This window comes from Massilia sp. TSP1-1-2, from assembly GCF_049896185.1.
In the GTDB taxonomy this organism is placed as follows: Bacteria; Pseudomonadota; Gammaproteobacteria; order Burkholderiales; family Burkholderiaceae_D; genus Telluria_A.
Genome location: NZ_JAFCTU010000017.1, coordinates 94,066 through 120,492 on the forward strand (window position 1 = coordinate 94,066; position 26,427 = coordinate 120,492).

At 62.7% G+C, this 26,427-nt stretch carries 21 protein-coding genes; 1 reads left to right on the forward strand and 20 read right to left on the reverse strand.

All coding sequences use genetic code 11. From position 1 onward, the window contains the following. The 14 genes from ACP7BV_RS15975 to ACP7BV_RS16040 all read right to left on the reverse strand — a co-directional run bounded on the left by ACP7BV_RS15975 (nt 1) and on the right by ACP7BV_RS16040 (nt 15,192). Nucleotides 1-324: a hypothetical protein gene (locus tag ACP7BV_RS15975; protein WP_426105207.1), complete on the reverse strand. Its 324-nt coding sequence runs from the start codon at nt 322-324 to the stop codon at nt 1-3. Between the two features lie 38 nt (nt 325-362). Beyond that, entirely contained in the window at nt 363-878 is a 516-nt protein-coding gene (locus tag ACP7BV_RS15980; RefSeq protein WP_426105208.1) for a phage baseplate assembly protein V, read from the reverse strand. Beyond that, nucleotides 875-1,999 carry a hypothetical protein gene (locus ACP7BV_RS15985; RefSeq protein WP_426105210.1) on the reverse strand — a complete coding sequence of 375 codons (1,125 nt, stop codon included), beginning with the start codon at nt 1,997-1,999 and terminating at the stop codon, nt 875-877. The genes ACP7BV_RS15980 and ACP7BV_RS15985 overlap by 4 nt, the downstream gene beginning before the upstream one ends. Continuing rightward, a complete protein-coding gene (locus ACP7BV_RS15990; protein ID WP_426105211.1) occupies nt 1,992-2,381 on the reverse strand; it encodes a LysM domain-containing protein in 390 nt (129 codons plus the stop codon). The genes ACP7BV_RS15985 and ACP7BV_RS15990 overlap by 8 nt, the downstream gene beginning before the upstream one ends. Before the next feature lie 19 nt (nt 2,382-2,400). Then, nucleotides 2,401-3,057, reverse strand: a complete 657-nt coding sequence (locus tag ACP7BV_RS15995; RefSeq protein ID WP_426105212.1) for a hypothetical protein — start codon at nt 3,055-3,057, stop codon at nt 2,401-2,403. A 7-nt stretch (nt 3,058-3,064) separates the two neighbouring features. Further along, the gene (locus ACP7BV_RS16000) at nt 3,065-6,412 is read right to left on the reverse strand and encodes a DUF4157 domain-containing protein (RefSeq protein WP_426105213.1); all 3,348 of its coding nucleotides are present in this window, start codon (nt 6,410-6,412) and stop codon (nt 3,065-3,067) included. Beyond that, complete coding sequence (locus tag ACP7BV_RS16005) at nt 6,409-6,678, reverse strand: hypothetical protein (RefSeq protein WP_426105214.1); 270 nt, start codon at nt 6,676-6,678, stop codon at nt 6,409-6,411. Before ACP7BV_RS16005 ends, ACP7BV_RS16000 begins: the two co-directional genes overlap by 4 nt. Then, nucleotides 6,675-8,609 (reverse strand): ATP-binding protein, encoded by a 1,935-nt coding sequence (locus ACP7BV_RS16010; RefSeq protein WP_426105216.1) that lies wholly within the window; start codon nt 8,607-8,609, stop codon nt 6,675-6,677. Before ACP7BV_RS16010 ends, ACP7BV_RS16005 begins: the two co-directional genes overlap by 4 nt. After that, complete coding sequence (locus tag ACP7BV_RS16015) at nt 8,606-9,913, reverse strand: DUF4255 domain-containing protein (RefSeq protein WP_426105217.1); 1,308 nt, start codon at nt 9,911-9,913, stop codon at nt 8,606-8,608. The genes ACP7BV_RS16010 and ACP7BV_RS16015 overlap by 4 nt, the downstream gene beginning before the upstream one ends. Then, a complete protein-coding gene (locus ACP7BV_RS16020; protein ID WP_426105219.1) occupies nt 9,910-10,713 on the reverse strand; it encodes a hypothetical protein in 804 nt (267 codons plus the stop codon). Before ACP7BV_RS16020 ends, ACP7BV_RS16015 begins: the two co-directional genes overlap by 4 nt. Continuing rightward, complete coding sequence (locus tag ACP7BV_RS16025; RefSeq protein ID WP_426105220.1) at nt 10,710-11,441, reverse strand: hypothetical protein; 732 nt, start codon at nt 11,439-11,441, stop codon at nt 10,710-10,712. Before ACP7BV_RS16025 ends, ACP7BV_RS16020 begins: the two co-directional genes overlap by 4 nt. Continuing rightward, entirely contained in the window at nt 11,441-11,962 is a 522-nt protein-coding gene (locus ACP7BV_RS16030) for a phage tail protein (RefSeq protein WP_426105221.1), read from the reverse strand. The genes ACP7BV_RS16025 and ACP7BV_RS16030 overlap by 1 nt, the downstream gene beginning before the upstream one ends. Nucleotides 11,963-11,973: 11 nt before the next feature. Continuing rightward, a complete protein-coding gene (locus tag ACP7BV_RS16035; protein ID WP_426105223.1) occupies nt 11,974-14,259 on the reverse strand; it encodes a phage tail sheath family protein in 2,286 nt (761 codons plus the stop codon). 519 nt (nt 14,260-14,778) lie between these two features. Next, complete coding sequence (locus ACP7BV_RS16040; protein WP_426105225.1) at nt 14,779-15,192, reverse strand: hypothetical protein; 414 nt, start codon at nt 15,190-15,192, stop codon at nt 14,779-14,781. Nucleotides 15,193-15,430: 238 nt separating this feature from the next. Here ACP7BV_RS16040 and ACP7BV_RS16045 point away from each other — a divergent pair, with 238 nt between their 5' ends. Further along, nucleotides 15,431-16,372 carry a DUF726 domain-containing protein gene (locus ACP7BV_RS16045; RefSeq protein WP_426105226.1) on the forward strand — a complete coding sequence of 314 codons (942 nt, stop codon included), beginning with the start codon at nt 15,431-15,433 and terminating at the stop codon, nt 16,370-16,372. Here the strand turns inward: ACP7BV_RS16045 and ACP7BV_RS16050 are convergent. The 6 genes from ACP7BV_RS16050 to ACP7BV_RS16075 all read right to left on the reverse strand — a co-directional run bounded on the left by ACP7BV_RS16050 (nt 16,369) and on the right by ACP7BV_RS16075 (nt 26,224). Then, on the reverse strand, nt 16,369-17,634 hold the full coding sequence (locus ACP7BV_RS16050) for a DUF6708 domain-containing protein (protein WP_426105227.1): 1,266 nt from the start codon (nt 17,632-17,634) through the stop codon (nt 16,369-16,371). The two genes, ACP7BV_RS16045 and ACP7BV_RS16050, sit on opposite strands and share 4 nt — an antisense overlap. Nucleotides 17,635-18,213: 579 nt before the next feature. Then, nucleotides 18,214-19,902 (reverse strand): cyclic peptide export ABC transporter, encoded by a 1,689-nt coding sequence (locus tag ACP7BV_RS16055; RefSeq protein ID WP_426105229.1) that lies wholly within the window; start codon nt 19,900-19,902, stop codon nt 18,214-18,216. Beyond that, nucleotides 19,899-22,382, reverse strand: a complete 2,484-nt coding sequence (locus tag ACP7BV_RS16060) for a penicillin acylase family protein (protein WP_426105230.1) — start codon at nt 22,380-22,382, stop codon at nt 19,899-19,901. Before ACP7BV_RS16060 ends, ACP7BV_RS16055 begins: the two co-directional genes overlap by 4 nt. Nucleotides 22,383-22,549: 167 nt before the next feature. Continuing rightward, nucleotides 22,550-24,115 (reverse strand): hypothetical protein, encoded by a 1,566-nt coding sequence (locus ACP7BV_RS16065; RefSeq protein ID WP_426105232.1) that lies wholly within the window; start codon nt 24,113-24,115, stop codon nt 22,550-22,552. Further along, the gene (locus ACP7BV_RS16070) at nt 24,112-24,972 is read right to left on the reverse strand and encodes an ABC transporter ATP-binding protein (protein ID WP_426105233.1); all 861 of its coding nucleotides are present in this window, start codon (nt 24,970-24,972) and stop codon (nt 24,112-24,114) included. The genes ACP7BV_RS16065 and ACP7BV_RS16070 overlap by 4 nt, the downstream gene beginning before the upstream one ends. A 1-nt stretch (nt 24,973) precedes the next feature. Further along, on the reverse strand, nt 24,974-26,224 hold the full coding sequence (locus ACP7BV_RS16075; protein WP_426105235.1) for a condensation domain-containing protein: 1,251 nt from the start codon (nt 26,222-26,224) through the stop codon (nt 24,974-24,976). Nucleotides 26,225-26,427 lie beyond the last annotated feature (203 nt).

Genomic DNA, 26,427 nt, shown 5'->3' on the forward strand with positions numbered 1-26,427 from the left:
TCAAAGTCCCATCACGCGGGTCTGGGTTTGCAGCGCCGTCATCGGCGTTGCGGTGGGTGCGCAGATCGAGGGGGCCGCCTGCAGCAGCACGGGTTGGCCGCCCGCCATCACCCGGGTCGCACCGGCCAGCCACTGCCCGCTCACGCACGGTCCGTTGCCGGCCGGCGGCGGCGGCATCGCGCAACCGGCCACCACGTAGGGCGCGCCCAGCGTGACCACCGGCTGGCCGGACACGCTCACGCGCGGGAACGGCGCGCTCGGCGTAGCTTGGCCGCCGTGCGCGCAAATCACGGTGGCGCCGACGTGCAAAAGGAATCCGGGCATCTGGTGGTCCTCCAAAAAATGGCTAATATGAAAAAGCGCTAGATCACCGTCAGCGCGCCCGCGTTGATGTTGACCGCCGGTCCCAGCAGGGTGATGGTGGCGCCCTGCCCGTTGCTGATCGTGATGCCCAACTCGGTGATCGAAATGAGCGCACCGGTTGTACTCTTGAGCAGGATGCCGCCCGTCGGCCCCGGCAGGTCCGACAGCATCAGCGTGTTTTGCCCACCGGTCTGCAGCACCACGCTGGGCGAAACGGGCAGTCCGGCCAGCGCCAGCACCGGCACTTCGGCCGCGCTGCCCCAAAAACCGCCGACCCAGACCGGATAATCAAGATCGCCCTGCTCGAACTCGACCCAGACCCCGTCGCCGATCTGCGGCAGCACGTACAGGCCGCTCTGGCGGCCGGCGAAGGGCACGCAGGGCATGGCCCAGCTGCCCGGCACCAGCCCCGTGGTGTCGGGCACCATGACCTGGATGCGCCCTTTTTGCATGGGGTCGATGTTGTTGAGCACCGTGCCGCGGAACTTGCCGTAGAAACGCGTCCGTTCGCTCATGTCGGCACCAGGGGCAAGGTCGACAGCAGGCCGTTGCGCGCGAGGGAAAATGTTTGCTTGAATTCGCCCGGCTTGAAGGTGCTGCTAACCTTTTTGACGTAATACAGGCCGTCGAAGGCCCCCCCTGCGCCGCGCACGCCGACCAGGCGGCGCGCCATGAGGATGCTGCCATACCTGAACACGTCCAGGCTGCCGTTGGCGCTGACCACGTCGGCGCTCGAGGCGGCAGCGGCCAGACCGCGCGATATGGCGGCCATGGGCGACATCTTGGCGGTTTCCTTGAGCAAGGTGATCTCCTTGGGAATGGGCGCGAGCAGGCCAAGCGGTGGGCTGAGCAGCGAAATATTTGGAATTGGCAGCGGCAAGGCGATCTTGGTCAGCGCGTTATGGATAAACACGATCGGCATCGCCGCGCCGGTCTGGTTGACCGCGAACGAGAGCGTGTCCACATTGCTGTGCGCGTCCATGCCGATGTTGAGCGCCGGCTGGGGCAGGCCGAGCCGGATTTCCGGGCCCCAGTAAGCCGTGTTCATGCCCGGCAGCGGGCCCGGGCTTACGTAAAACACGTAGCCGACATCTTTGGCTAGCTTTTGCACGTAGGCCAGGTCGGTTCCCTCATGCAGGGGAATCGATTCGACCGGGATCGGCACGTCGGTAAAAATCGGGGGAATCACCAGCGGCACCATGCCAAACATTGCGTACTTTGCCAGCACCAGGGCCACCCGCGCCGGGGCCGGCATGGCCGGATAGGGAATGCCGTTGAACTCTTGCTGGTCCATCGCCACCGACAGGTCTTCGCCGGTGATGGTGAGCACGCTCATGCCCGGCTCGTTCGCGGCGCCGATCTCCTGGCGCGTGATCAGGCCATCCATCATCACCGTGGGCAGGCTGTTGATGGTGACCACGATGAGCACCCGCAGCCACGGCACCTGGCCGCCGGCCAGCAGCAAGAGCGTGTGCAGGGGCGAGTGATTGTCGACGTTGAACTTGATCTGAAAGCCACTGCGCGCACCCGCGTCCGACGTCACCTGGATGCTTTGCAGCGCGTCCATGACGGGCCTGGGAGCGGGCACCGGCTGCGCCGGCCCGACCAGCAGCGAGACGTGGATCCCCTTAAGCATCGACCGGCCCCGCCATGCCTTCGGGCAGGGTCAGGCGCAAGCGCCGCCCGCCCTGCTCCAGTTCGCGCGCGTCGAGCAGGCCGTTGGCGTCGGCCAGGCGCCAGAACAGGCCCGGGTCGCCCAAGTAGGTGGCGGTGAGCAGGTCGAGCCGCTCGCCTTGCACCACGCGATGCTCGAACAGGGTCGCGTAGCGTGACGGGTCGGGCACGAAACGGCGCCGCAGGTGGACGATGCGCTCGCCGTCGCGCACCATCTCGACCGTGCCGGTGGCGGCGTAACGGCTGGTGGGGGGGAAGTGCTTGTCGCTCATGCCTGCTCCTTCGCTCATGCCTGCTCCTTCGCTCATGCCTGCTCCTTCGCTCATGCCTGCTCCTTCGCTCATGCCTGCTCCTTGTGTGATTTCACGGCGCCGCGCCCAGGCCAAGCCCGGCCAGCGCCGCGCTGCCGGACTGCCGTGCCAACTGCTCTTTTTGCTGCTGGTAGACCATGAACAGGTGGCCGCCCTTGTCGTTGAAACCGAGGTCGTTGATGTTGAGCACCCGCATGCCCAGGCTCACGCGCGCGCGGATCGGATTGAGGTTGGCGTCGAAGGCTTCCTCGACGATCGAGAAATCGGTGATCCGCACCGGCACCACGCGCGACTGGCTCCACACGAACAGCGGCAGCGGCGCCTGCACCGGCGCGATTTCAAGCGTGCCGGCGCCGGCCAGCTGGTTGTTGCGGATCAGCGTCTCGCTGTTCGGGTAGACGATGATTTCAAGCGCGGCCAGTTGCGGATGCAGGCCCACCTTGACCGCCATCGGGTGCCCGGCGGGGAATTCAAGCTGGTCGCTCGCGTCAAGCACGATCTCGAGCTTGATGGTTTCCACGGGCGGGCCCTTGAGCCGCAATGGTTCGCTGGTGCCGCCGGCGCCGCCCGTGCTTTGCGGCTGCAAAGCGCGCGTGACTGTGTCCGGGTTGTACTGAAGCGCGATGACGCGCTGGATCAAGCCGTCCGCCGGATTCATCAGGATCAGGCCGCCCTTGAGCAGGCGCGGCGAATTGGAAAATCCCGTCATGGCGTCTTCATCCCTTTTTTTCGCTGCTCTTGGCGTCGCCGAACAGCTTTTCGAGCATGCGCGACGGGTTGATGTCCAGATTGGCCGGCTCCGGCTTGATGTCCGACAGCGAAGGCATCTTGAAGCCGTCCACGCTGTCGTAGTGCAAAGGCAGGCGCATGCCCAGCGCCAGGCCCGTGTCCAAACTGGTCTTGGCCAGGTTCCACACCTTCTCGGTGCGCACGCTGATGCCCAGCGCGCCCGCCTCGGCGTACACGCGCGCGTCAAGCCCTGCCCCCAGGATCACCTTGCCGCCCACGTAAGCGCTGGCGTCGATGCTGAAGCGGTCCTTGGCGTAGTTGATCTCGCTGGCCAGTTCCGCCTTGCCTTCCAGGCCGGCCGTGGCCGACACGCTCAAGCCGCCGCCGACCGAACCGAGCACCGCGTCAATGGCCAGGTCGGCGCCGATGGTGCCCGTGATGCCCCCGCCGGCCGGAATGCTGGCCGTCGCCTTGAGCTTGAAGGAGAAATCCGGGTCGGCCTCGAAGGGATTGAATTTGGCCTCGGCCTTGACGTTCTTGAGCACGCCGGGGCCCGCAAAATAATAGTATTCAAGCCCGCCGTAGACCTTGACCACGAGGCCGATCGGCCCGATCGAGGCGCCCGGAATGGGAATGCTGGCCGACGCCTTGAAGATCGAATGCTTCTCGCTGGAGGCTGGAAAGCGCTTGAACAACTCGATGTCGGGAAAGCTCAATTCGCCGTCGAAGGTGATTTTTTGCTTGTCGTCGATGGTGATGCCGGCGCTTGCCACCAGCCCCTTGCGGATCTCGTAGGACAGCTTGCCCTTGCCGGTGATGCTCTGGTTCGGATGCAGCTCGACCAGCATATTTCCTTTGGCGCGGCCCTGGTCGATCTTGATGTCGCCCTTGCCGTAGACTTTTTCGGCGCCGTCCTTGTTTTCGTAGGTGGCGTCAAGCGTACCGTCCAGGCCCTTGAAGGCGAAGCCGGCACGCCCGCTGGCCTTGAACAATTCACCGTCATACGACAGCGCCGCCTGGATCGGCTTGAGATAGGACGAGTTGACCTTGATCGCGCCGCGCCCGGCGAACAGCCACTTGTTGTTGCGGTAGCCCAGTTCGAGGTCGGCCTCGTTTTCACCCGGCAGCATCAGCTTGACCGTGCCGCCGGCGTCGATCTTGCCCTCCTTCAGACCGACCCGCAGTTCGCCGCCCTGCACGTATTTGAGCCGCTCGCGCAGTTTGGTGGCGCTGATGACGGCGCCACCGCTCCAGACGCCGCCCTGCCAGGTGATCTCGCCACTGGCGTCGTCCACACCCGGCAGGAACACGTTGAGCTTACCTTTCAAAACAAGCCCGGCCTCGTCGGCCGACACCTCCAGTTTGCTGCTGGCCAGTTTGCGCGCGGTGCCAAATTCAAAGCCGATGCTGCCCACCGCCTTCAGTTTGGGCGCCAGTTCCAGTCCGAGCGAGCCCTCGGTGATTTTCACGCCGGGAAAAGGCGGCTTGAGCTTGTCCTTGTCGAGCGGCGCCTTGATGCGGAAGTAATCAGGCGAAAACGCCACTTCCAGGCGCGGCAAAAAAGGTACTTTTTGCGGCGTGATGTAGCCCTCGCCGGACAGGCCGCTCGCGTCCGCGTGCAGCTTGGTGAAGCGGCCCGGGCTCAGGTAATCGTAGGTAAAGGCGATGCCGGCATCCTTTTGCGCCTGGGCCGAAAGCGTCAAGTCCCCGTCCTTGGCCACGTTCAGGCGCACCGGCGTGCCCTTGCCCGGCAGCGTGATCGGCAGGCGCGTCTTGCTGCGCGCGTCGATGTGGGCGTCGATATGGTGCTTGGCCGGGCCGCCCTCTTGGTTCAATTCATGCAGCAGCAGGCCGGGCAGGATTTCGGCGGCCGCCGTGTTGCCGGCCACGTCAGACTCGAAGATTTTGTTGCGCTTTTTTTTGCCATCGACCAGCAGAGCGACGCTCCTGCCGCCTGCCGCAATGGCATACTCGTCGAGCTTGACGCTGCCCTTATCGCCCGGCTTGGCTTTCCCGTTTTTCTGCTTGAATTTAGCGGCTGTTTTGCAGCACGGGCCGCAGTTTCCCGGCTTGGCCTTGACCCCTTGAAAGACCATGCGGATTTCCGCAGGCAGCGCCTTCTGGTCCTTGTCGAGCGTGCCGGCAATGGCTTGCGCCAGACCGCGCACCTGCTGCCAGATCAAGCTGCCGCTGGCGCCGTTGTCGGGCCGGTCCAGCACCTGGATGTTTTGTTCGGTGTTGTCGCCGCCCACCTGCAGCTCGATGATGTGGTCCATCTCGCAGCTGACCCCGGCCACCTTGGGAAACTCCGCATTCGCCCCTTCGGCCTTGCCCGCGTTTTGCCAGGCCTCGTTCAGGCCCGCGTCGCCTACCTTCCAGCCTAGCTGGTTGAGCCAGCGCTTGCGCAGCTCGTCCGAGCTGACGCGCTCCTGCCAATGGCCGGCCTGCACCGCCGCCAGCTTGTCCATCGTGACGGTGGCGCGCAGGGCGCCCGCCTTGGCCTTGCTTTCCCATTCCTTGCCGACCGCGCCCTTCGATTCGTTCAGTTCGATCTGGTCGACCAGGAACGAAGCGTGCTCCTTGTCCTTGCCATTCTCTTTGACCGTGTGCGACTTTTCGGGCGTCACTTTGTGCTGGGTCGCCATCTGCACGTCGATCTTGTTTTTTTCGCTGTAGTAGCTGCTCTCGACGGTGAGCGTGGGGTCGGGCGACTTTTCCTTGCGCGCCAGCCGCGCCGGGACGTGACTTAGCGCGCCCGGCGAGAGCGCCTGGCCGCGCATGACCGCGTCGGCCGCGTGGTCGGCCTCGCGCTCGAGGCGCTGGTACTGCGCTCCCTGATCCTCCAGATTGCTCACGCCGGCGCGCTGCAAACCCTGCTGCTGCAGCGTGTGCGCCAGTTCGTGCGCGATCAGGTGGCGCCCAGACTCGCTGTGCGGCTGGTACTGTCCCTGGTCGAACACGAGGTGCTGGCCGACCGTGTAGGCGTGCGCATCGACCGCGCGCGCCGAGCCGGCCGCCGTACTGTCGTCGTGCACGCGCACCGCGCCAAAATCGGCGCCAAAGCCCTTTTCCATGAAGCTGCGGGTGTCCGGCTCGAGCGGACGGCCCGGCTGCGCCAGCGTGGCGCCCACCGACGCCGGCATGGCGCGCGCGCTGCCCGTGCTTGCGCGCCGCTGCAGCATCGATGCCTGCTCGGCGCAAGCGCCGCACTGGCCGCCGGCGCCCGCGCCCGCCCCGCACGCGCATTTGCGTTGCAGCAGGATCGGCTGGCGCGCCGGCGATGGGGCGCGTTTGGCGGGGAGCGGCGCCACGGCGGCGGGCGCGCGTTCGCTCATGGCCGCAGCGACCTGACGATGGCGCGCGCGAGACGGCGCCCGGTTTGCTCGGGCCGCTCGGCGACGGCGCTGGCAAAATGCGGCAGCGCCAGCTTCTGCTGGCGAAAGCCTGCCGGTGGCGGCCCGCCGTGGGCCAGCAGTCTGCCCAATTCGCGCTGGAACGCGCCGCCCAGGCGCTCGCCGTCGCGCTTCGAATAGCCGGCCAGGCGCAGCTCGCCGATCGACACATGCACGGGCGCGGCGGGCCGCTTGGGGGTGCCGTTCATGTCCAGTCTTCCACTTCGCTGATTGGCAAGGGCTTCTCTAATTTGGCGAATTCTGCCTCGGCGGCGTGGCGCAAGTGGCGCATCGACACCCGGTCGCCGGCGTCGGCGGCCAGGAAGGCCGCGTTCAAGGCCAGGTTGCGGATATGGCCGCCGGACAGCGACAGGCGCGCCAGTTTGCCAATGTCGAGCGCCGTGGTCGGCGTGGCCGGCGGGAACACGCGGCCCCAGATCGCGCTGCGCGCTGCGGCATCGGGAAAAGGGAAATTGACGACGAATCGTATGCGGCGCTGGAACGCGCTGTCGATCGCCTGCTTCAGATTGGTGGTCAGGATGGCCAGACCGCGGTAGGTTTCCAGGCGCTGCAGCAGATAGCTGACTTCCAGGTTGGCGTAGCGGTCATGGCTGTCCTTGACTTCGCTGCGCTTGCCAAACAGCGCGTCGGCTTCGTCGAACAACAGGATCGCGCCGCTGGCTTCGGCCGCCTCGAACACTTTGGACAGGTTTTTTTCCGTCTCGCCGATGTACTTGCTGACCAGCGCGGCCAGGTCGACCCGGAACAGGTCGAGCCGCAGCTCGTTGGCCAGCACTTCGGCGGCCAGCGTCTTGCCGGTGCCGCTGCCGCCGGAGAACAGCGCACTGATGCCCAGGCCGCGCGCGCCGCGCTCGCCGAAACCCCATTCGCGGTAGACCCGCGATCGCTGCCGCACCTGCGCGACGATGGTGCGCAGCGCGCTAAGTGCGGCATCAGGCAGGATCAGCTGGTCCCAGCCGGCGCCGCTGTCGACCCGGCTGGCCAGCGCGCTCAGGCCGTGGCGCGCCTCGACCCGGCAGGCATTCCAGACAAGTTGTTGCAGCTGGTGCGGATCGGGCGCTTCGGCCTGCCCGCCCAGTTGCTCCTCCAGCCGCCCGGCCAGCGCGCCGATGACGGCCGCGCTCAAGTGGAATTGCTCGGCGATGGGTCCGAGCTGCCCGTTCAGGCGCAGCGCGTGCGTGCCCAGCGCCGCTTGCCAGCTGGCCAGGCGGCTGGGCGCCGAAGCGGCCGGCAGCACGATCTGGCGCTGCACGCGGCGCAGGGGCAGCGCATGGCTGCCGGTGCACACGGCCAGGCATTGCAGGCGATCGATGAAGTCGGCCACCAGCTCCTGCTCGCCGGCGCCCACGTGCACGGTTTCGATCCAGAGCAGGCCACCGCGCAGCAGGGCTTCGCGCTCCCACAGGCGGGCCAGCACCTCGCGTTCGGCCGGGGTTCCCGGGAGGGCCAGCGCGCAAAACCGGTAGGCGCGCAGCCCCAGCGCTGCGGCCAAGGCGCGCACGAAGCGCTCGCCATCGCCCTCCTGCATGCGCAATACGGGCGTGGCGGCCAAATCCGGCGCGTTTTGCCACACCCGGCCGATGGCGGCCAACTGCGCGCTCGACGCTGCGCCGTCGCCCTGGGCGCCCGGATCAGCGGCAAGTTCGCGAAACCACGGCGCGATGCGCGGATCGGGATACGTGCGCCCTGCCAGTTGGTGCAGGATGGCTTCATCGACCACCAGGGGCGCTTCGAACAGGCTGCCCGGCCCGCTCAATTCGAGCAACTGCCAGCGCCGCAAGGCGCCCACCGGGGTCGTCGCGCCCCAGTCGGGATTTGGCAACAGTCGCAGCGCCAGGCCAAAACTGAGCCAGGGCATGCCGGGATCCCCGTGCGCGGCAGCGAGCAACTGCTTGAAGCGCGCATCGAGCGCGGGCGCGGCGGCCAGCAGCAGCAGGTCCTGCTCGAAACGCGACAGCCGCAATCGCGCGCACAAGTGCGCGAGCGCGGGCGGCGGCGCCAAGTAAGTCAGATGTGGGGGGCCGCCCGGCGTCAGGCCGAGCGCGAGAAAATGGGCCAGCTGGTCGAGCGCCAGATCAAGCGCGCGCCGGTTGGCGGCCAGCGCCCGGCGCGCGCTCACGGCGCCACCATCGGTGTGAAAAAACGCCCGTCCGCGTTCGCCTGCAGCGCGCTCACGCCCGCATCAACCTGCACCCGCGCCAGGTAGTTACCTTGCACCACATGCTGGTACGCGATCAGGATCACGTCGGTGTCGGTGGCTGGGGCGGTGATGCCATTGCCGTCGGGCGCCTGAAAGGTATACGCCAGCGCGGCGGCGGCGGGGTCGAGCGCGTTGAGCAGCAGGCGCACGCGTTGTCTTGCGCCCACCCTGGGCGTGAGCGTGACCTTGATCTTGCCCGACTTGTAGGTGACCGCGCCCACCACGCTGGCGACCGCCCCGGGTTCGACGCTGAAGCTGGCCGCCGGGTTCAGCACAAAGCTGGCCAGGTTCGATTCCACCCCCATGTGTTCGACCGGCGGTTGCCCCATCAATTGCATTTGCTGGACCTGCATGGTGTTGACGCCCGAGCGCAGGCCGCTCGCCATGGCCGGCAGCAGCGTCAATTCAAGCACCGCGTCCTCGCGCCGGCTCAAGGCGCCCGTCACATCGAGTCCGCTCGCGCTTACGCGCATGGCAGGACCCTTGAAACGGGCTCCGCTCACGCGCAGCACGGTGTCGGGCAGGATGGCGCCGTTCGGCTGGCCAGCCGCTTCGACCCGGTCGATGCGCGGCTCGTTAAACGGCGCCACATAGATATTTGCCGAGCGCACCGGCAGCGCGGTGCTGGCGCTGCGCGCGCTGTCGATGAGCACCACGCTGACCTGGTAGGCGGCGCTCGGGCGCAGCGGCAGCTGGATCGCGGACCAGATGCGCGCCAGATCGTCGAGCCCGAAGTTGAGCGGTGTGATACGCAGCTGTTCGAGCTGGTCGGCAAGGCCGGCCAGTTCGAGTTGAACGGGCAGGTTCGGCTTGGCCGGGCCGCTCTTGAGCGCCGCGCGGATGGCCGCGCGTCCAAAGACCGCGCTTTCGTGCAGGATCTGCATGGCGGCGCCCAACAGCACTTCGGCATGAAAGTCGGACACGCCGTAAGCGGTCACCAAAAAATGCAGGTCCAGCGCCAGCGCCGGGTTGGTGCGCCGCTCGCCGCGGCTGTCGCGGCTGGGCAGGTCCATGTTGGCCCAGCCCGGATTGCGCGTCTGCTGGTAGAGGAACAGATTGAGCTGGCTGGCGGCGCCTTCGAGATCGATGCGGTCGGCCGGCATGCAGCTCACGTGCGGCGTGGTGATGCCCAGGACGTCGCCGATCTTCAGGCTGGACAGGCCGTTTTGCAGCATCTGCTGTAACACGGCGGCGGTGGCGGCCAGGCCGAGAGCGCTGCTCATGGCAGGCGCCCGCGCGCCGGGCCGCTGCGTTCATGCAGATAGTCGTCGAGCGACTTGCCGGCGGGCGCGCTCGCTGCAGGCTGACGCGCGCTCGAAACCGGGGCGGCTGCGGCGTGCACTTCGATGCTTCCGATGTGAATTTCCACCGCCGGTGGAGCCGGGTCAACGCCGGCGCCCGCCTGCGCGCGCGCGGTGTCGGACGTCGGCGCGTTGCCCTGCTGCGCGGGAGTTGCGGCGACAGGTGGGGCGGCGGGCAGGCGTTCCACCGGCTGGTTCAGCACATGCCGGGTGTGCGTGAGTATGGTTGCGCTCGTGGACGGTTGCATCGTCCGCTGTTCGTGTTGTTCGCGGTGTTCGTCCAGCGCAGGTTTAACCAAATCCGCTGTGGCCTTGGCCGGTGCTGCGGAAAACACAGGCTCGACAGACTCAAGGACGGCTTGCAGCGCTGACGCGGATCGAACAAGCGGCATCGCCAGCGACGTTTTAGGGACCACGCTGGCCGGCGACGGTGCGGCGCCCGGGTCCGCGCTCGCATCAACCGACAGCGGCGCCGGACCTGGCGCCCGGCGGGGCGGTGCGAGCGGTGGCCTGGTTGTTGCATCGATGCTGACCGGGCCGCCCGGTGCTCGCTCACTGGCTATCGGTGGCGCCACCGTGGCAGGCATCTCGTCACGCGCAGGATCAACATGCGGGGCCCCATGCGGGCCCTGGACGCCGCCTTCGAAGCGCGACGGTGCACGCGCGCGCAGCGCCGGCGCAGACACGGCGCGCCGGGCCAGCAGCATCAAAAAGTCGCTCATGCGCACACCCGCGCCAGATACTGCGCCCGGCGTGCCGGTGTGAGCGCAAAGATGGCGTCCTCGCTCCAATGGTAGGCGGTAGCCAGTGCGTGCACCTGGTCGAGCATGCGAGCGGCCCAGTGGCCCAGCGCCTCGGTCAGGAAGTGGGCGATCTCGAACGGCGCGTCCCAGCCATGGGCGCAGCTCGGGCACGTGAGCGCAAGTTCGGTTAACGCCTGGGGATCGGCATCGGCCATGGCGCGCGCGACGGCGTCAACCACCTCGGGCGGCAAGGCGTGCGCGGCCAGTGCGCCCCCATCGACTGCGGCCGCGCTCACGCAGCGTTCGAGCAGCAGGTTGCGCGCCGCTATGGGATCGGCGCAAGCCGCCGCGGCAGCCATGTCGCAACTGTCGGGCAGGCGAAATGTTATATAGTGGCCCCCGGCGTCCAGCGCCATGACGCGCGCCGGATGCGCGGCGAACGGCAGGCGCAGGCCGGCTGGCTCGACTTCAAGTTCGAGCATGGCGGCGCAGGCCGGACAGGCCGCCACGACCTCGATGCGCGGCCCGAACAAGGCTTGGTACAGGTCGAGCAAATGGGCGTCGCGCTGCCCGACGCTGAGCGCTTGCGCAGCCTCCTGCCCGCCTTCCATCAAGGGCGCAAGCAAGGCGCAAGGCCGCAGCGCCGGGGCCAGCGCGGCGCTGTCTTCCCAGGCCGCCAGCCACTGGGCGCAAGTGAGGGCCGCCATCAGGGCTCGCTAAAGCTCGGTTCGGACGGCTCGGCGACTTCGTAATCGCGCTCCCAGCCCTCGTTTTCCAGCTTGAGACGGGCGATCGCGACCGCGTTTGCATTGGCGTCCAGGTCGGGCAGGGACTGGAATTCCGAGACCCAGCAGCGAAACACCTTGTAGGCGAGCACCAGCTGACCGGCCTCGTTATACAGTTCGAGGATGAGATCCTTGCGGAAATCCTTGAGCGAGGATTCGGCCCCCAGGCCGGCGCCGAAATTCCAGACCTTGTTGGCCCATTTTTCAAATTCCTGGTCGTGCGTGACGCCCCGTTCGAGCGTGATGGCCTCGAATTCGGTGCGCCCCGGCGTCTTGCGGCTGGTGCTGGGGTCGCCCCCTTCGCGGTGCTTGAGCACTTCGGTGGTGCGCTTGAGCGCGGACACCTTGCTCACGCCGGCCACATATTTTCCATCCCATTTGATGCGGAATTTAAAGTTCTTGTAAGGGTCGAAACGCTGAGCGTTAGCAGTAAATGACGCCACGGTGTGCCTCCTTAAGTTTGGATCTGGCCGGCCAACTGCTGGATCCGGATGACCACGAATTCGGCCGGCTTGAGCGGCGCGAAGGCCACCAGTATGTTCACGATGCCGTGGTTAATGTCGTCCTGGGTCGTGGTCTCGCGGTCGCACTTGACCAAATACGCTTCGCGCGGCGTCTTGCCCTGGAACGCGCCCTGGCGAAACAAGCCGTTCATGAAGGCGCCCAGGTTCAGGCGGATCTGGGCCCACAGCGGCTCGTCGTTCGGTTCAAACACGATCCATTGAGTGCCGCGGTACAGGCTCTCCTCCAAAAACAGCGCGAGGCGGCGCACCGGCACGTATTTGTATTCCGACGTCATCTGGTCGGCTCCGCGCAAGGTGCGGGCGCCCCAGCACACGGCGCCGTGGACGGGAAAGACGCGCAGGCTGTTCATGCCGAGCGGATTGAGGGTGCCATTCTGGCTGTCGGTCATCTGGTAGGCCAGCGCCTGCACGCCCACCAGGCTTGCCTCGGTGCCGGCCGGCGCCTTCCACACGCCGCGGTCGGCGTCGGTGCGCGCGAACAGGCCGGCCACGGTGCCGGACGGCGCGCTCAGGCGCGGTTTGCCATTGCGCAGCGGGTCAGCGATGTACACCCACGGGTAATACACGCCCGCATGGTCGGACTTGGGCAGGTCGGTGCCGGTGATCAGCTGGACGGCCTCGTCCGGCGACTTGATGCCCTTTGGCGCGTCGATGATGAAAAATGCGCGCCGTTCCCGGCAATAGGCATTAGCGTCGGCCAGCACGCCCGGATCGTCGATGCCGGGCAGGACCAGCAGATTGAACAGGTCGACCTGCTCGAGCGCGTAAATGCCCTTGCGCTCGGCGCGGCTGCCGATGAAGGCCGTGTACACGTCGGCGCTGCCGAACTGCACTTCGGTCCCGGACTGCAGGCTCACGTTGACGGGCGATGTAGTCACGGTGCCCGAGGTCAGGTGCAGTTCGGCGGCCACGCTGTTGGCGGCGGCCGGCATGACGCTGATCGTACTGCCGCTGCCGCGGGTGCCGGTGGCAAGTACGACGCGGGTGTTGCCACCGGCGGTTGACACGGTGGCCGTGAAGTAGCGGTAGGCCGGCATGCCCGGCTTGAGCGCGCGCACCGCAGTTTGGAGCCGGCGGGCGACATCGGCCAGTTTGTCGGCCAGGGTGGCGCCGACGGCCAGCGCGGGACCGATGTCGACGAGGTCGGAAAAACCGTCAAGGCTGATGCGCAAGGCGCTGTGCGTAGCGTCGGGCAAGGCATCGAGGTCGGCGGCGGCAAAGGCGCCGCTGCTCAGGGTGGCCGGCGCCGGCACGGGCGCGGGGCGGATCGCGGCCACGCCATCGATCTCGGCGCCGCCGCTTTCGGCGCCCAGCCGCAGCACGCCACTGGCGTTGTTGCGTTCCCCAGGGAGGATGCGCACGCTCGAAAATTCGCCACCCGCGCCGGAGGTGAGCGCGATCGACGCGCCGGCCGGGGCGGCCGTGAAGGCGGCGTAGGCGGGGCGGCCGTTGGCCAGCGCTTGCACCTTGGCCTGGATCGCCGCGCACAGGCTGGCCAGGCGCAGTGACGCGCTGGCGCCTGCCACGTCGCCGGGTGCGATGACGATTTTCAGCGGCGCCAGGCCGTTCGCGCTGATCTGGAATTCATTGTGATTGAGGTCGATCAGCGTGCCCACATCGGGCAGCGCGGCGCTGGTCGACGTCGCCGCAGTGAGCGCATTCAAGGCGGGGGCGCTGACCAGGCGCTCGAGCGTGATCAACTGCGACGCGCCATTCACGGCCTCGATGGCGTAGCGGGAACTCATCGAATTCATCGACAGCTCAGCGTAACGCTCAACCAGGCCGTCGGAGGTGCGCAGCAGCGTCAGGTTGAAGGTGCTGCCGGGATTGCTCGTGAAATAGTCGACCTGCACTTCGAGGCCGTTGCCGTCACTGCCTTGGTCGATCGCGCTGGCTTTGAGGACGTTGAGCGGGGCGGCGCTTTGCAGCGTGATTTCGGCCCTGCTGGCGCTCTTGACGACCCGCACGACCCAGGCGTCGGTGCCACCGTTCTGAAAAAACTGGCGCACGCTGTAGCCCAGCTCGAATTCCTCGACCAGCGCGCCGAAGCGGCGTTCGTAATCGGAATAGCTAAACAGATGCACGGGAGAATTGACCGGACCGCGTTCGGCGGCGCCCGCGAAGGCCGCGACCGAGGTGGCGACACCGGTGATGCTGCGCACCCCGCTGGAAACCTCTTCCAGATAAACGCCGGGGTAAGTAAGAGCACTTGGCATTAGACATCCTTTCGCAGGTAGCGGTCCAGGCTTGACCCAGGCCTCCACGGGGAGTTGTCTGCGTGGCGCCGAGGTCCCATTGTGGGACGTTGCAAAATGGCACGTTTGCGAAATATCAAACCAAGAAGATATTGAAAAGACATAAGCGGCTGCGTTGCCGCGACGTGCCGCCCGAATGAGCGTGCTGGAGAAAGGGAGAAAAGTCTCTAATTCTTCCTACTTCTATTAGGAAAAAACGCTTAAGAATTAATGGCTTAGATGCAAGTTCGAAGGCATCGGATTGGATGGTTTTTGAGGCGTCGGCGGTGGCAGCCGTACTTCGAAAATGACGCTGAATTATTTCACGCGTAAAAAATGATGGCCTCAGCGTCCCGCTACTGTTCCTGGTGCTACACCTGCGGGCCGCACCACCTCTTGAAGACCAGCTATGCGTCGAGCACGACGGCAGCATCCCGAATATGAGTTGCGCGCTTCTCGATACGGAAGATCCGCACCCAACTGCACGAAAAACAGCCTTCTTCAGCCATCAGATGCGCCTAAAACCTTGCGCCGTGCCTTTGCAGTTTTGTCCAGCGCAATAGTGTAGGTGGCCGTCTCGTGCAGAGCATCTTCAATCTCAAGCATGCCAACGTAGCCCTTCACCAGGGTGTCCTCCCATTTCTGACCATCCCGGTTACAGGGCGCCACTGCCAGGTCTTTGAGCGCGCCCAGCTCACCATGGCCCGGCGACCTACTCGCACAGAGATAGGAATCGTAACGGCTGTTGGCGAATGCCGGCTTCTTTCCGTGCTTGTCAAAGCGCGAGTGCTGCTGGGTGAAGAACAGCACCGCGTTACGGTATGGTGCGAGCGACGGTGGGACCGTATAGTTAAGCTCTCGAACGATAGCGGCGGTTTTTTCACCACAGGTCGCCTGTTTTGGTAGCGAGATCATTTTTGGCGTTGGCTGCCCTTTCGCCGGTCCCCCGACGAGGCCTCGCCAGCGGCGACAGGTACGTTAGAATGACGCAAGATTATTTCACGCGTTGAAAATGATGACCTTAGCGTCCCGTTACTGTTCGTGGTGCTACACCCCCGGGCCGCATCATCTCTTCAAGACTACCTTGGCGCGCAGCCTGTACCAGTGTGATCACTGCAAGAATCGAACGCTGGTCTGCATTGTTCCGAAATGCATGCATATGGCAAAAGCGGGCGAAAGGTGGGACGACAATCTGTGCGCCGAGCACGACGGTAGCGTCCCGAACATGAGTTTATGGACGAGACCGCTCAGCGACATTGTCGAATTCAATGACGTCATCCATGCAGACGCCACCAATTTCCTGGCGATTCCTCATTCAACAATATTCGGGAAGCTCGGTCGCCTGCTGCCGTTGCCCATCAGTGATTTTAGGGCGCTTGAACACTTTGCGATCCGCAAGATCAGCGACGGCGCGCAACACGGCATCATCTTTGTTAACGGTTTTCTCTCGGAAGCTGAAACGGATACATGCGACTGGACCGGTTCGACTAAACAATACTTTGAAAAAGCCACTTGTTACCATCTGGACTGGGAGGCCACACGACATCTCAAAAACGCCTTGCCCGAAGCGCTTGCGTCTGCGTTTGTAAGTATCGCGAACAGTCACATCCTCTTCGCGGGAGCCAATATCGCCGCTTCATGGCATTTGAGTATGAAAAATGCTGAAGTCGCGGGCCGCCTGCTGGCCAGCGCGATCTTGCGAACTCCGGACTGGAGCTTTACGCTAGCGGGTCATTCGCTCGGGGCCAGGGTCATCCACTTTGCATTGGTTGAATTGGCTAAACACGGTAGCAAACGCATCGAAAACGCCTACCTGCTGGGTGCGGCAGTTGGCGGCGGCGGGAAAGATGATGACTGTTGGAGACAAGCAGCAAACGCGGTGCGGGGGAAAATTTTCAATTGCTTTTCAAGTGAAGACAGTACCCTTGCCATGCTTTACCGAGGGGCCAACGTCATGGTAAGCCGGCCAGCTGGGTACAGCGGGATTCACTTGGAACACGCACAAGTAATCAATGTTGACTGCAGTGACTTCGTGAAGGCCCACACGTTGTGGAAGTCGAAATTTGGGGAAATAATTAGAAGGCTAGAACACTAGGCAGCGACTTGTTCTCGAGCGCGGCTAGACGGAAAAAACCCTGCCATATCGCCTTCGAGTGCGACGGCAATTCCGAGCACCTTGAAGTCACTACAGGCAGACACAACCTCGCCACCGTGCGAAGTCTTGTCGCCTAAACGGACCACGCCGCCTGCTTTCGCATCTTTCATCTCTCTAGCCTCCTGCGCCAGGCAATGGGGGGCGGTTTCTTCGGCCCACAACAGCGCATTTTTTATTGCATCTGGCTCGCCGCGCCATTGCATTTGCGCGCATTGATCCTCGCATGGCCACGTACCACGCTCGCGCGCGACCGCCGTCGGGCCCCAGCCGATGGGCGTCGCGCCAGCCGGCTCGGTAAATGCATCGAATGCGACCGAACTGATCGCTTCAACCGCCTTTGGCCAGGCCGGGTCGCGGCAAGTCCACATGGCCAGCAATCGGATGGCGGCCAATACCGCAATAAACGGCATATGCAGAATTCGCATCAGCGCGCCATCGTCGGGACACATACGGTAGAGGCAAAAAAGGAAAGTCTCTTCCGCAGTCTCGCGCTCGCTGAAAAATAATGGCGGCTTCGGCAATTTTTCTGGTCCCTGATTCATATATTCGCACCAGTAATTCCATTGCGACAGCAGGCCCGGCAAATTCGCATTGCCATGCCATTCGCGGCCGATGGAAAAGGCGCGCAACACGTTGCCTTGCCCATCGACGACATAGTGCCGAATGTGATAATTGAGTACGCCTTGGCGGCGATTGGCATGCACGCAAAAAATCGACTCCGGGTCCCATGCCGCCTCCCAAGTCTCGTCACCGTCTCCCGGCTTGGCGAAAAAGCGGCGCCGACGCACTGCGTGAATGGTCCGGCTCCTCCGATTGAATCGAATCGGTCGCCGTTTCAGCGCGAAGAATTCGTCGCGGCCGAACCTGAATGCCAGCCTTGCAAACCAGGCCATGAACGCGCAGACGATGCCGATCAAGAAATGCGTGATGACATCCGGCGAAGGGAGCATCGTGGTCCACATCATCGTTGCAACGGCAGCTTCGATTAGCACCAGGCACGCGAGGGCAAAGATGAATGCAGCGAGATTTTGCCGACTCATGTAAGGCTGATCGGTCACATCCATAAACGTGGAATTGATCTTGAAAATGGTTCCACTATCCCGCAGATCAGGCCCGACGGGGCGATCAATAGGCAGGCGATGGCGCAGGTCCCATTCGGGGACCGGCATGCCGACCGCGGAAGAAAATACGCGCTCATCCATAGTGAAGCTCCCACCGCTTTCTTAAAGGCGATCAATTCATCTTTTGTTGTTGTAAAAGGGTCTGGCCGCATCTTACCTTTTGCTGCATTGACTTTGCGGGCTTCCTTCACTCCCCTGCTGAAGTAACACTTTGCAAACCACTCCTTGAGTTCGTCTCGACTTTACACCGCAATCACGATTCCCACGATGATCGACACGATCAGCAGCGGCCAGATCGCCAGGTCGGTCAGAGGAACGACTTTCTCAGGCATGTTTTTGGGCGCATCGAGTTTTGGGGGGCACGCGGACTTCCCCCGAAAATGCCCCGAAAGGTACTGGACGGAGCAACACAGAACTGGACAGTACAAAACAACAAACCCGCAGCCTCGGAGTAGAGACTACGGGTTTCTTGACAGCCCAATGCGAGTCATGGGTAAGCGACCCATAAAACCCAGACTTGTTGGCTAGGCTGAATCCACCGCTTCGCCAAACCGCGACAAAATAATTCGAATGCCCCCCCTCGTCGGTGACGACGAATACTTGATCAGGCTGCAAAAAACTGCGGGGGGCGCGCCTGTGCAACGCGCTTTTCCTGCCCGCTTAGGCGGCAATGGTCAACGGCGCGTTCTTTTCAGTGGCTTCTTCTTCAAGTATTTTTCCGTTTTCCATCACGATGAGCTTGTCGGCAAGGTGAAAATAGCGGTCATCGTGGGTGATGACGACGACCGCCTTGTTCTTCTGTTTCAACATGGGCAAGATCTCGTGATAAAAGAACTCCTTGAACTGAGGGTCCTGGTCCGCCGCCCATTCGTCGAACAGGTAGAGTTCCTTGTCCTCAAGGTAGGCGGTCAGCAAGGCCAAGCGCCGGCGTTGTCCATCCGATAGTGCCAGTGTAGAGAACTTGCCTTCCACATAGTTCACCTTGCCGTCGAGCTTGAGCACACGCAGGAAACTGTCGACGGCTTCCTGCTCGCAGTTCACCCCGATCAGACGGTCGAACAGGTGATAGTCGGAGTAGATCGCCGCAATGCTCTGGCGGCACGATACCAGCGTCAACCGGTCGACGCTGGTATCGCCGAAGTAGATTGTGCCGCCCGTCGGCATGTAATGCAGAGTCAACAGCTTGCACAAGGTCGACTTGCCTGCGCCGTTGCCGCCAACGATCATCGTGATCTCTCCCTTGCGCAATTCCAGGTTGACCGGGCCGAGCACGAAAAGGGCGCCGTCATCGTCGCGTTTATGCTCGTAACTGACATTGTCGAAGCGCACTGCCTCCCACTCGACCTTCTGGATCGGACCTTCAGTGACGTTTTCATCTTCCAGGCTAGAAATAACCGAGGCGACCCGCCCCAGTGCAACCTGTGAATTGAACACTGCGGGGATCATATGCAGGATCGCCGAGATCGGACCGGTAATATACAACAGCACCATCACCACCCCGAGCAACTCGGAATTGCTGATCGCGCGGTAATTGACGAAGATGAACGTCAGCGCGCCAATGATGAAGAAGCACAACATTTCGCCATAATTGGACGAGATACGGGTGACGGTGCTAATTGATTTCTGCAGGCCGAGCAGCTCGCGCTCGTGGTTCAACAGCATGGTGTCGAAAAACACCTCGCGCTTGTCGGCACTCAGTTTCAATTCCTTTGCGCCCCTGACGAGACCCGCAATGGCAGCATGCAGGGCGTCACCGACCACACGGCCGCGCATAAAGTAACGGCGGCCAAGCAGCACCGGGACTTGGTAGGTGACGACGCCGAACACGATGGCGCCGATCACAAACCAGAATACGCTGGCGTTGAGGTACAACAGGAAACCGAGCATGCCGACAATCGTCACCGAATTGATCAGCAGATCAGGCAGGAACTGGGCGCCGTCCACCACGGCGGGCAAGTCCTGGTTCATCGTCGCCAGCAGTTTGGGAATGCCTACGCGTTCGAGGGCGGCGATTGGCGCGTTGGCGATCCTGCGGTACAGCTCCATTCGCTGGTCAGACGCCAGGTCCATGGCGATGCGCGACAGCGACACCTGGGACAAGGTCCGAACGATCACGATGGCCAGGCAGCCGATGCCAAACACTAACGCGACCTTGGCATTGGAAATTTCCAGGCCCAGGAACATCGCGCCTGCGGCGCCGGTCGTTTCGAAGCGACCGTCCGGCTGCTTCAAGGCCGTCATGATCAGTGGTATCAGAAACGAATATGCCATACCGGAAATAATACCGAGAACGATGGAGCCGAACACCCGGTTCGGCGCCTTGCGCGACAACATTGAAAATAAGCTCATTGCAAGGCTCCCTGTTTTTGGACTGATGTGTTCGTTGCGGACGCCTCGCCTGTGCGGGCAGGTGATACCGAAGGCGCGATCTGGTAGAAGGCGACGTCGCGGAACGGCTCGACCATGTCGTCGTAATGGTCACTGAGCAGATTGCCGGACTGGCCGGTCGAATTCATATAGCTCATGCTCACCTTGTCTTTGCCCAGGGTGACAACCTGACGGAAGCCGGCGCCCAGCCCTTGCATGAAGCCTTTCTTGTCCTCAAAACTGGAGCCGGCCACATTAATCGTGTTGATCGATCCACCCGTGGGCACCTTGCGCTCGAAGAATTGATTGAACGGTTTGATCTGGCTGAACGGCGTGTGCGTAAAGACTGCGTTCTGCAAGGTGCCCCATTTCCACGATGCCATCGACTCATCGCCGCGCAGCGAATACAGCTCGCCGAGTGCCGCTTGCAGCGACAGCTGCAGCATGCGGTGGCAGGATTCGCGCTTGCCGACCTTGCTGCCCTGGCACCACCCCGAGTCGCTCCCGACCAGCACCTTGCGCAGTGTGTCATAGCTCACCTGGCCGCTCAGCGCCTGCACCACATCGTGCTGCTCAGGCTTGTCCCAAGAGCCTTTGCGCTCGCCGTCGAACAGCGCTAGGCGGAAGTGGCGCATCCAGAAAGTGAAGATGGCAGCGGCCTGGCTATCCCTGCTCATGTCGCCATTCCAGGACTTCAGGTACGCCAGCGCCGTGCGCTGCAACGCGTTTTCCGGCTTCACTTTCAGCAATTCAGGCAGCATCGCGAGCGCCTCGAGATCAACGGTGTCGCCCTGCATCCGCTGCATGTCTTGGGCCACTAACGGCTTCTTGTTTTCCAGTTGACCACGCAGCAATTGTTCGATCCGGCGCGCGCGCGCGGCCGGCGCCCAGTCGTTCGACAGGAAGAACTGATAGCTGTCATCGACGATCTTGTTGTTGGCCGTGACGATATAGCCCGACTCCGGATTGTACGTGCGCGGCAACTGGTCGAATGGAATGAAGCCGGTCCATGCCTTATCGTCGTTCCAGCCGGGCGCCGGCACCGAGCCATTGCCCGCCTTGCGCACCGGAATGCGGCCGGCCCCGAGGTAACCGATGTTGCCCTGTCGATCTGCGTACACGATATTGAGCGCAGGGGCGACGAGCGCCGATAACGCCTTGTTAAAACCATCCCAGTCGCTGGCGAAATTGAGGCGGTAGAACGCTTCGAAACTCGTGTCGCCGGCGTCCAGCGCCGTCCAGCGCAGCGCGACGGGCTGGTCGAACACCTTGAACTGGTCCGACAGGATCGGGCCGTGCACGCTGGACCTGACGCTCACTTGCAGCGGCTTGATTTCCTTGCTCAAGAATACGGGAAAGTCGGGGCGCACGGCAATGCTTTCGACGCGCGTCGTATACGCCACCATCTTGCCATTCAATTCATAGCGCGAGACGTCACTCGGATCTGGCCGCTCAAAATACAAGTCCTGGGCGTCGGCCATCATGTTGGTGCCGCCCCAGGCGATGTTGGCGTTATGGCCGAAGATCACGAGCGGCAGGCCGACCATGCTCATGCCATTAACATCGAGCGTGGCGCCCTTGGCGCTGATCACGTACCATAGCGATGGGACCTGCAAATTGAGGTGGGGATCGTTGGCCAGCAAGGCGCCTTGCCCACCCGTATGCTTGCCCGACACAACCCACGCATTGCTGCCAATCCCCTGCCCGCCCAGTCCGAGTCCCAGCTCCAGTTCAGTCTTCTGGAACGCCTTCATGCTGGCGATCGCAGCGCCCGACAGTACGTCCTTGGAGGCGGCCCTGATGGTCGTCGGCGCGCCCTCGCCATAATCCGGGAACAGGGTCTTGAAGCGTTGCGCGTCGAGCGCCTGGCTGGCGATGGTGCGGTTCATCTCGCTGTTCAAGCTCACACTCAGGTTCAGCGCAAACACCTTGATCCAGGCCAGCGAGTCGTACACGGTCCATGGCGTCGGCTTGACGCCGAGCATCCGGAACTCGACCGGCAAACTGGTCTGCGCGGCGACCGAGGCGTTGATCCCCGCAGTATAGGCGGTCAGCGCGGCCTGGGATTCCTTACTGAGCGCCGGCCAAGCTGTTTTTGCCGCGTCATACAGGCCGAGCGTCCTGAACCAGACGTCACGCGGCACACTTTCGCGCCCGAACAGTTCGCTCAAGCGTCCCTGGGCGAGATGGCGCTGCACTTCGAGCTGCCACAGGCGATCCTGCGCATGGACGTAGCCAATGGCGAAAAACGCATCCGCATCGGTCTTGGCGTCGATCCGGGGCACACCGTGCAGATCGCGCACGATCGACACCGGCGCCGAGACGCCCTGCACCAGCGTCATGCGCTGCTCGGGAAGGCTGTGCACGAGGCTCTTGTAGAAAAACCAGCCGCCGACGAGCAAAGGCAGCAACACCAGCGCGACAAAGCGCGTGAGCAGGGGCGCGTTCCGAATTACTTCCATTATTTTTCTGGACACCGTTTTTTTCCGTTGAAATGATAATCGTTGCAATGAACAGACGGTGCTCGCCGCAAGCCGCACGGCAAACCGGTGCAAGGCCGGCATACTGGCCGGCCGCGCAAGGGAAAGCATCACCTGCGTTAAATGAAGGTCAAATAAGCTGGTTACTCTTACAATGCGCGCCAGCGATTATAGACAAATCCCGCTATCAAAAAAGCAATACCTACCGAAAATTCTTGGAATATTGATGCTGCGCTCGCCTTACCGTGCATGCCAAGCACATCGAGTGCCGGCACCGGTCCGGCCTGGCTCACGATGTACAAGCCGCACAAGAACAGCACGGTAAAAGTGCGCCCGGTGCGGGTGGCCCGTCCCAGTAACTGCGCAAGGCTGGCCAGCGCGACAATGCCGCTGCCCAGGCACAGCGCGCGCAGCGGTTCCTCGACTGCCCAGCGCCACATGACGGAGGCGCTCAGCAGCAATCCAAGCACGATCGCGGCGGCGCTCTGGCGCCAGTAGCGCTGGTTGGCGCCACCCACCACCGCTGAGCCCATGCATTCGGTATCGGCCTTGAAATCGCGCACGCTCAGCTCGGAAATCACCAGACCCCAGTACGCTACGGCGGCCAGCAGCAGCCAGGGCAGCATCGCATAGTCGAGCACGGCGCCGGCGGCCACGAACAGCACCATCAGCAAGCCGGTGAGCGGACTGGCAGCGAAAGTGAGCGCAAGTTCGGCGCCGACCTGCCCCAGCACGCGCGGCAGCCTGGCCGAAAGCCGCCGCGTCACGCGCGAGAGCACGTCGAGCGGGCGCAGCAGTCGGTTGAAGCTTGCGAAGATGGCCCACGGCCTGCGGGTCGATGCCGACACCGACACCTTGTCCGGCGAGAAGCGGTGGAACAGCTTGACTGCAATAACGAGCGGAATGATGGACACTAACACGGCCGCAAAGCGGGTCAGCACCATCGGCCAATTCCAGAAATTGCCCGTCAAAAAGACGGCGGGCAGCGCCGCGTCGAACTCGTTGAAGCCAACTGCCAGCGTAGTCGTGTGCAGCAACTGCTGTGCGTGCTGAGTCAGCACCCCTACGCCGGTAACGTCGAAGGCCAGTGGCGCGACGCCCTCCTGGTTCATCGAGGAAAACACGGCCGTTGCCGTGATCTGCGCGAGCCAGAAGAGGAAGTAGACCAGGTCGCCCATCTTGCCCATGAGCGGTCGGTACGATTCGAACATGACCGCCATGGCGGCGATGAAAAAGATGTTCGGCAGGATCGTCAGCGCATAGAACTGGAAGTACACCAAGGGCGCAATCGCGCCCTCCCCGCGCACCGCTTGCAGCACGCACATGGTCAGTGCGAGAACCACGATCAGCGTGCTCAGATAAAGCACGCTGCCGGCCCAGCGGCCCACGATCAGGCTCGCATTGCTCACCGGCAGGGTCGCGAGCACGCCGCCAATTCCGCTGCGCAAATCCTCATCGGCGCGCCCGCGCACGAGAAAGAAGCCAAACAGCCCGAGCAATGACGTGGCCAGCACGCTGCTACCGAGTGCCAGTGCGGTGCTGTTGTAGGCCACCCGCGCCGAATTCGCCGCCAGCATGGTCGAGCCGGTGGACGGGTCGACTATCATGAACCACATGAACAAGCTGGCCACCAGCATCAAGACCTGGGTGCTGCCGCAGCGCAGGCGCAAGCGCGCCTCATTGAGCACCATGGACCGGAACAAAGCGCGCGTCATGCCGTCAGCTCCTGCACTGGGGCCATCAGTGATTCCTCCAGGGTCGGCTCGACCTCGACCGCGCCGCTGCAGGGTATCGACGGATGGGCGATGCGCAGCGAGACGCCGGCGTCATGGCGCCTGGCCTGCAGCACTTTGACGTTTTGGCTCAAGGCCTCATAGTCCTGCGCCCTGACCGTGGCCGACCAGACCTGGCCACGCGCCTTGGCGATGAAACTGTCGAGCGTGCCATGCGAGACCAGCTTGCCGGCACGCATGATGGCAAGGCTGCTCGCCATGCCCTCGATGTCGGACACGATATGGGTCGAGACGATGACGAGTTTGCGAAATCCGATTTCGGACAGCAAATGCCGGAAACGCTGGCGTTCCTCCGGATCGAGCCCGGCGGTCGGCTCGTCCACGATCAGGATGTCCGGATCGTTCAGCAAGGCTTGCGCAATGCCGAGCCGGCGCCGCATGCCGCCGGAAAAAGTCGATGCTTGGCGCGCTGCCTGGCCGTGCAGGTTGACCATCTCGAGCACCTGCGCAGGCCGCTTCGGGTCCGACACGCCTTTGAGCGCGGCAAAGTACTGCACGAATTCGAGCGCGCTCAGGTTCGGGTAAACCCCGAAGTCCTGCGGCAGGTAGCCCAGGCGCCGGCGGATCGCATCCGGATTGGCGACAATGTCCTGGCCATTGAACAAGATCTGGCCGCTGGTGGGCCGGGTCAGCGTCGCGATCATTTGCATCAGCGAGGTCTTGCCCGCGCCATTGTGACCGACCAGGCCGACCACCCCGCCCTCGAGATTGAGCGTGACATCGTCCACCGCGACGACATTTTTCCCGTAGATTTTTCCCACATTACAAATGTTCAACATGTCAGCCATTCTTTCTTAATGAAGACGATAAATAGCGCCCGATCCGTCGGGCCTGTGCTGCGACGCTTGGCCTTGGTTGAAAATGGGCAATGATCTGTTCCATTTCTTCCTTCCAATAAGATGCAGCTAACGCGACAGTATCTTTTTGATAAACATTATCCCTGAAGTTCCAGACGATACTCAACCTGCCCTTTACTACGCTGATCGTGGCACACGAAGCGCGATGCAATCCCTTATCGGCAGGTGGCTCTGTCTGTCCGTGCGACTCCTTCGCCACGCGGAATTGCAACTGTTCCGGACGCTCTTTCAGTTCTTTATCATGTGGACTCATGGCGCCCGACACGTCGGGAATATAATTCACCAAAATCTCAGGAACCGGTATCGCATGCATGCGCTCGCGTATTTTCTCATCGCTACTCAGGTATTTAAGTGCATTGAATCCGACCCCTGAGTTGGGAATAGCATTGAATTGTTTGACAAACTCGGCCAATTTATTCTCGACGCCGGAATAATCTTCCAATTCGATCAATACCGGCACATTGTCCGCCAGCCAGCCCATGGTTCGAGATAAGTCAATTCCACGAAACACCGGCGCCCGCCCATTTGAAATCAAATCAAAACTCACTACCTTACTTCCATTGACACGGGCAATCGCATGGGCCATTGCAGTGAGAACGATATCGCTAATAGAAAAACTTCCGAGCCGGCCACGTTCCAACAGGAATTGACTGTGCTCTAGTCCGACATATTGCGACACCTCGGTTTCGGTTCCACGGAATGCCTCTTTTCCAGACTTATTGGACAGGAACCCTTGCGGATAATCCATCAAGTCTCGCGTATCCTGCCATCGCAGTGACGTCCAGTATGCCGATTCGCGGATACCTTCCGGGCTATCGCTGTAGCGCTGCAGGAAAGCTGCCCATTCACGCACCGAAGTGCTTTCCGCCGGCGCTGGCGGTATTTCTCCTTTGCCCAACGCATGCACTTTGTCATGCAAGTCCTGTAGCATCAGCAACATACTGTAACCATCAAAGACGGCATGATGGATGATGAGCAAGAACCGTCCCGCCCTATTCGGCCCCAGGTCAAATCTGACGAAGCGATATAACTGCTTCGAGAACTCCAGCGTGGTCTGGAATTCGTTGGCCATGTGCGCGATCCGGGCTGACTGTAGCTTGGCGGGTATCTGCGATAAATCAACCAGATCCAGCACAGACCCCGTTGGGACGGCAGCAATCCTTTCATCCAGCACCCCGTTCTCACCCAATCCACCCAAGTTAGCGATGGGCGTGCACTTCAGTAAATTATTATCGATGTTTTCACAATAACACTTGACATCACCTTAAAATCGCGGCCTCCAGCATGGATTTTTACTATCCCTGCCTGCCATGTCCGTTCTGACCACGCTGTTCCAAGATTTCGCCGCGCGCCTATGCTCAACAGAATTTCTCCGCG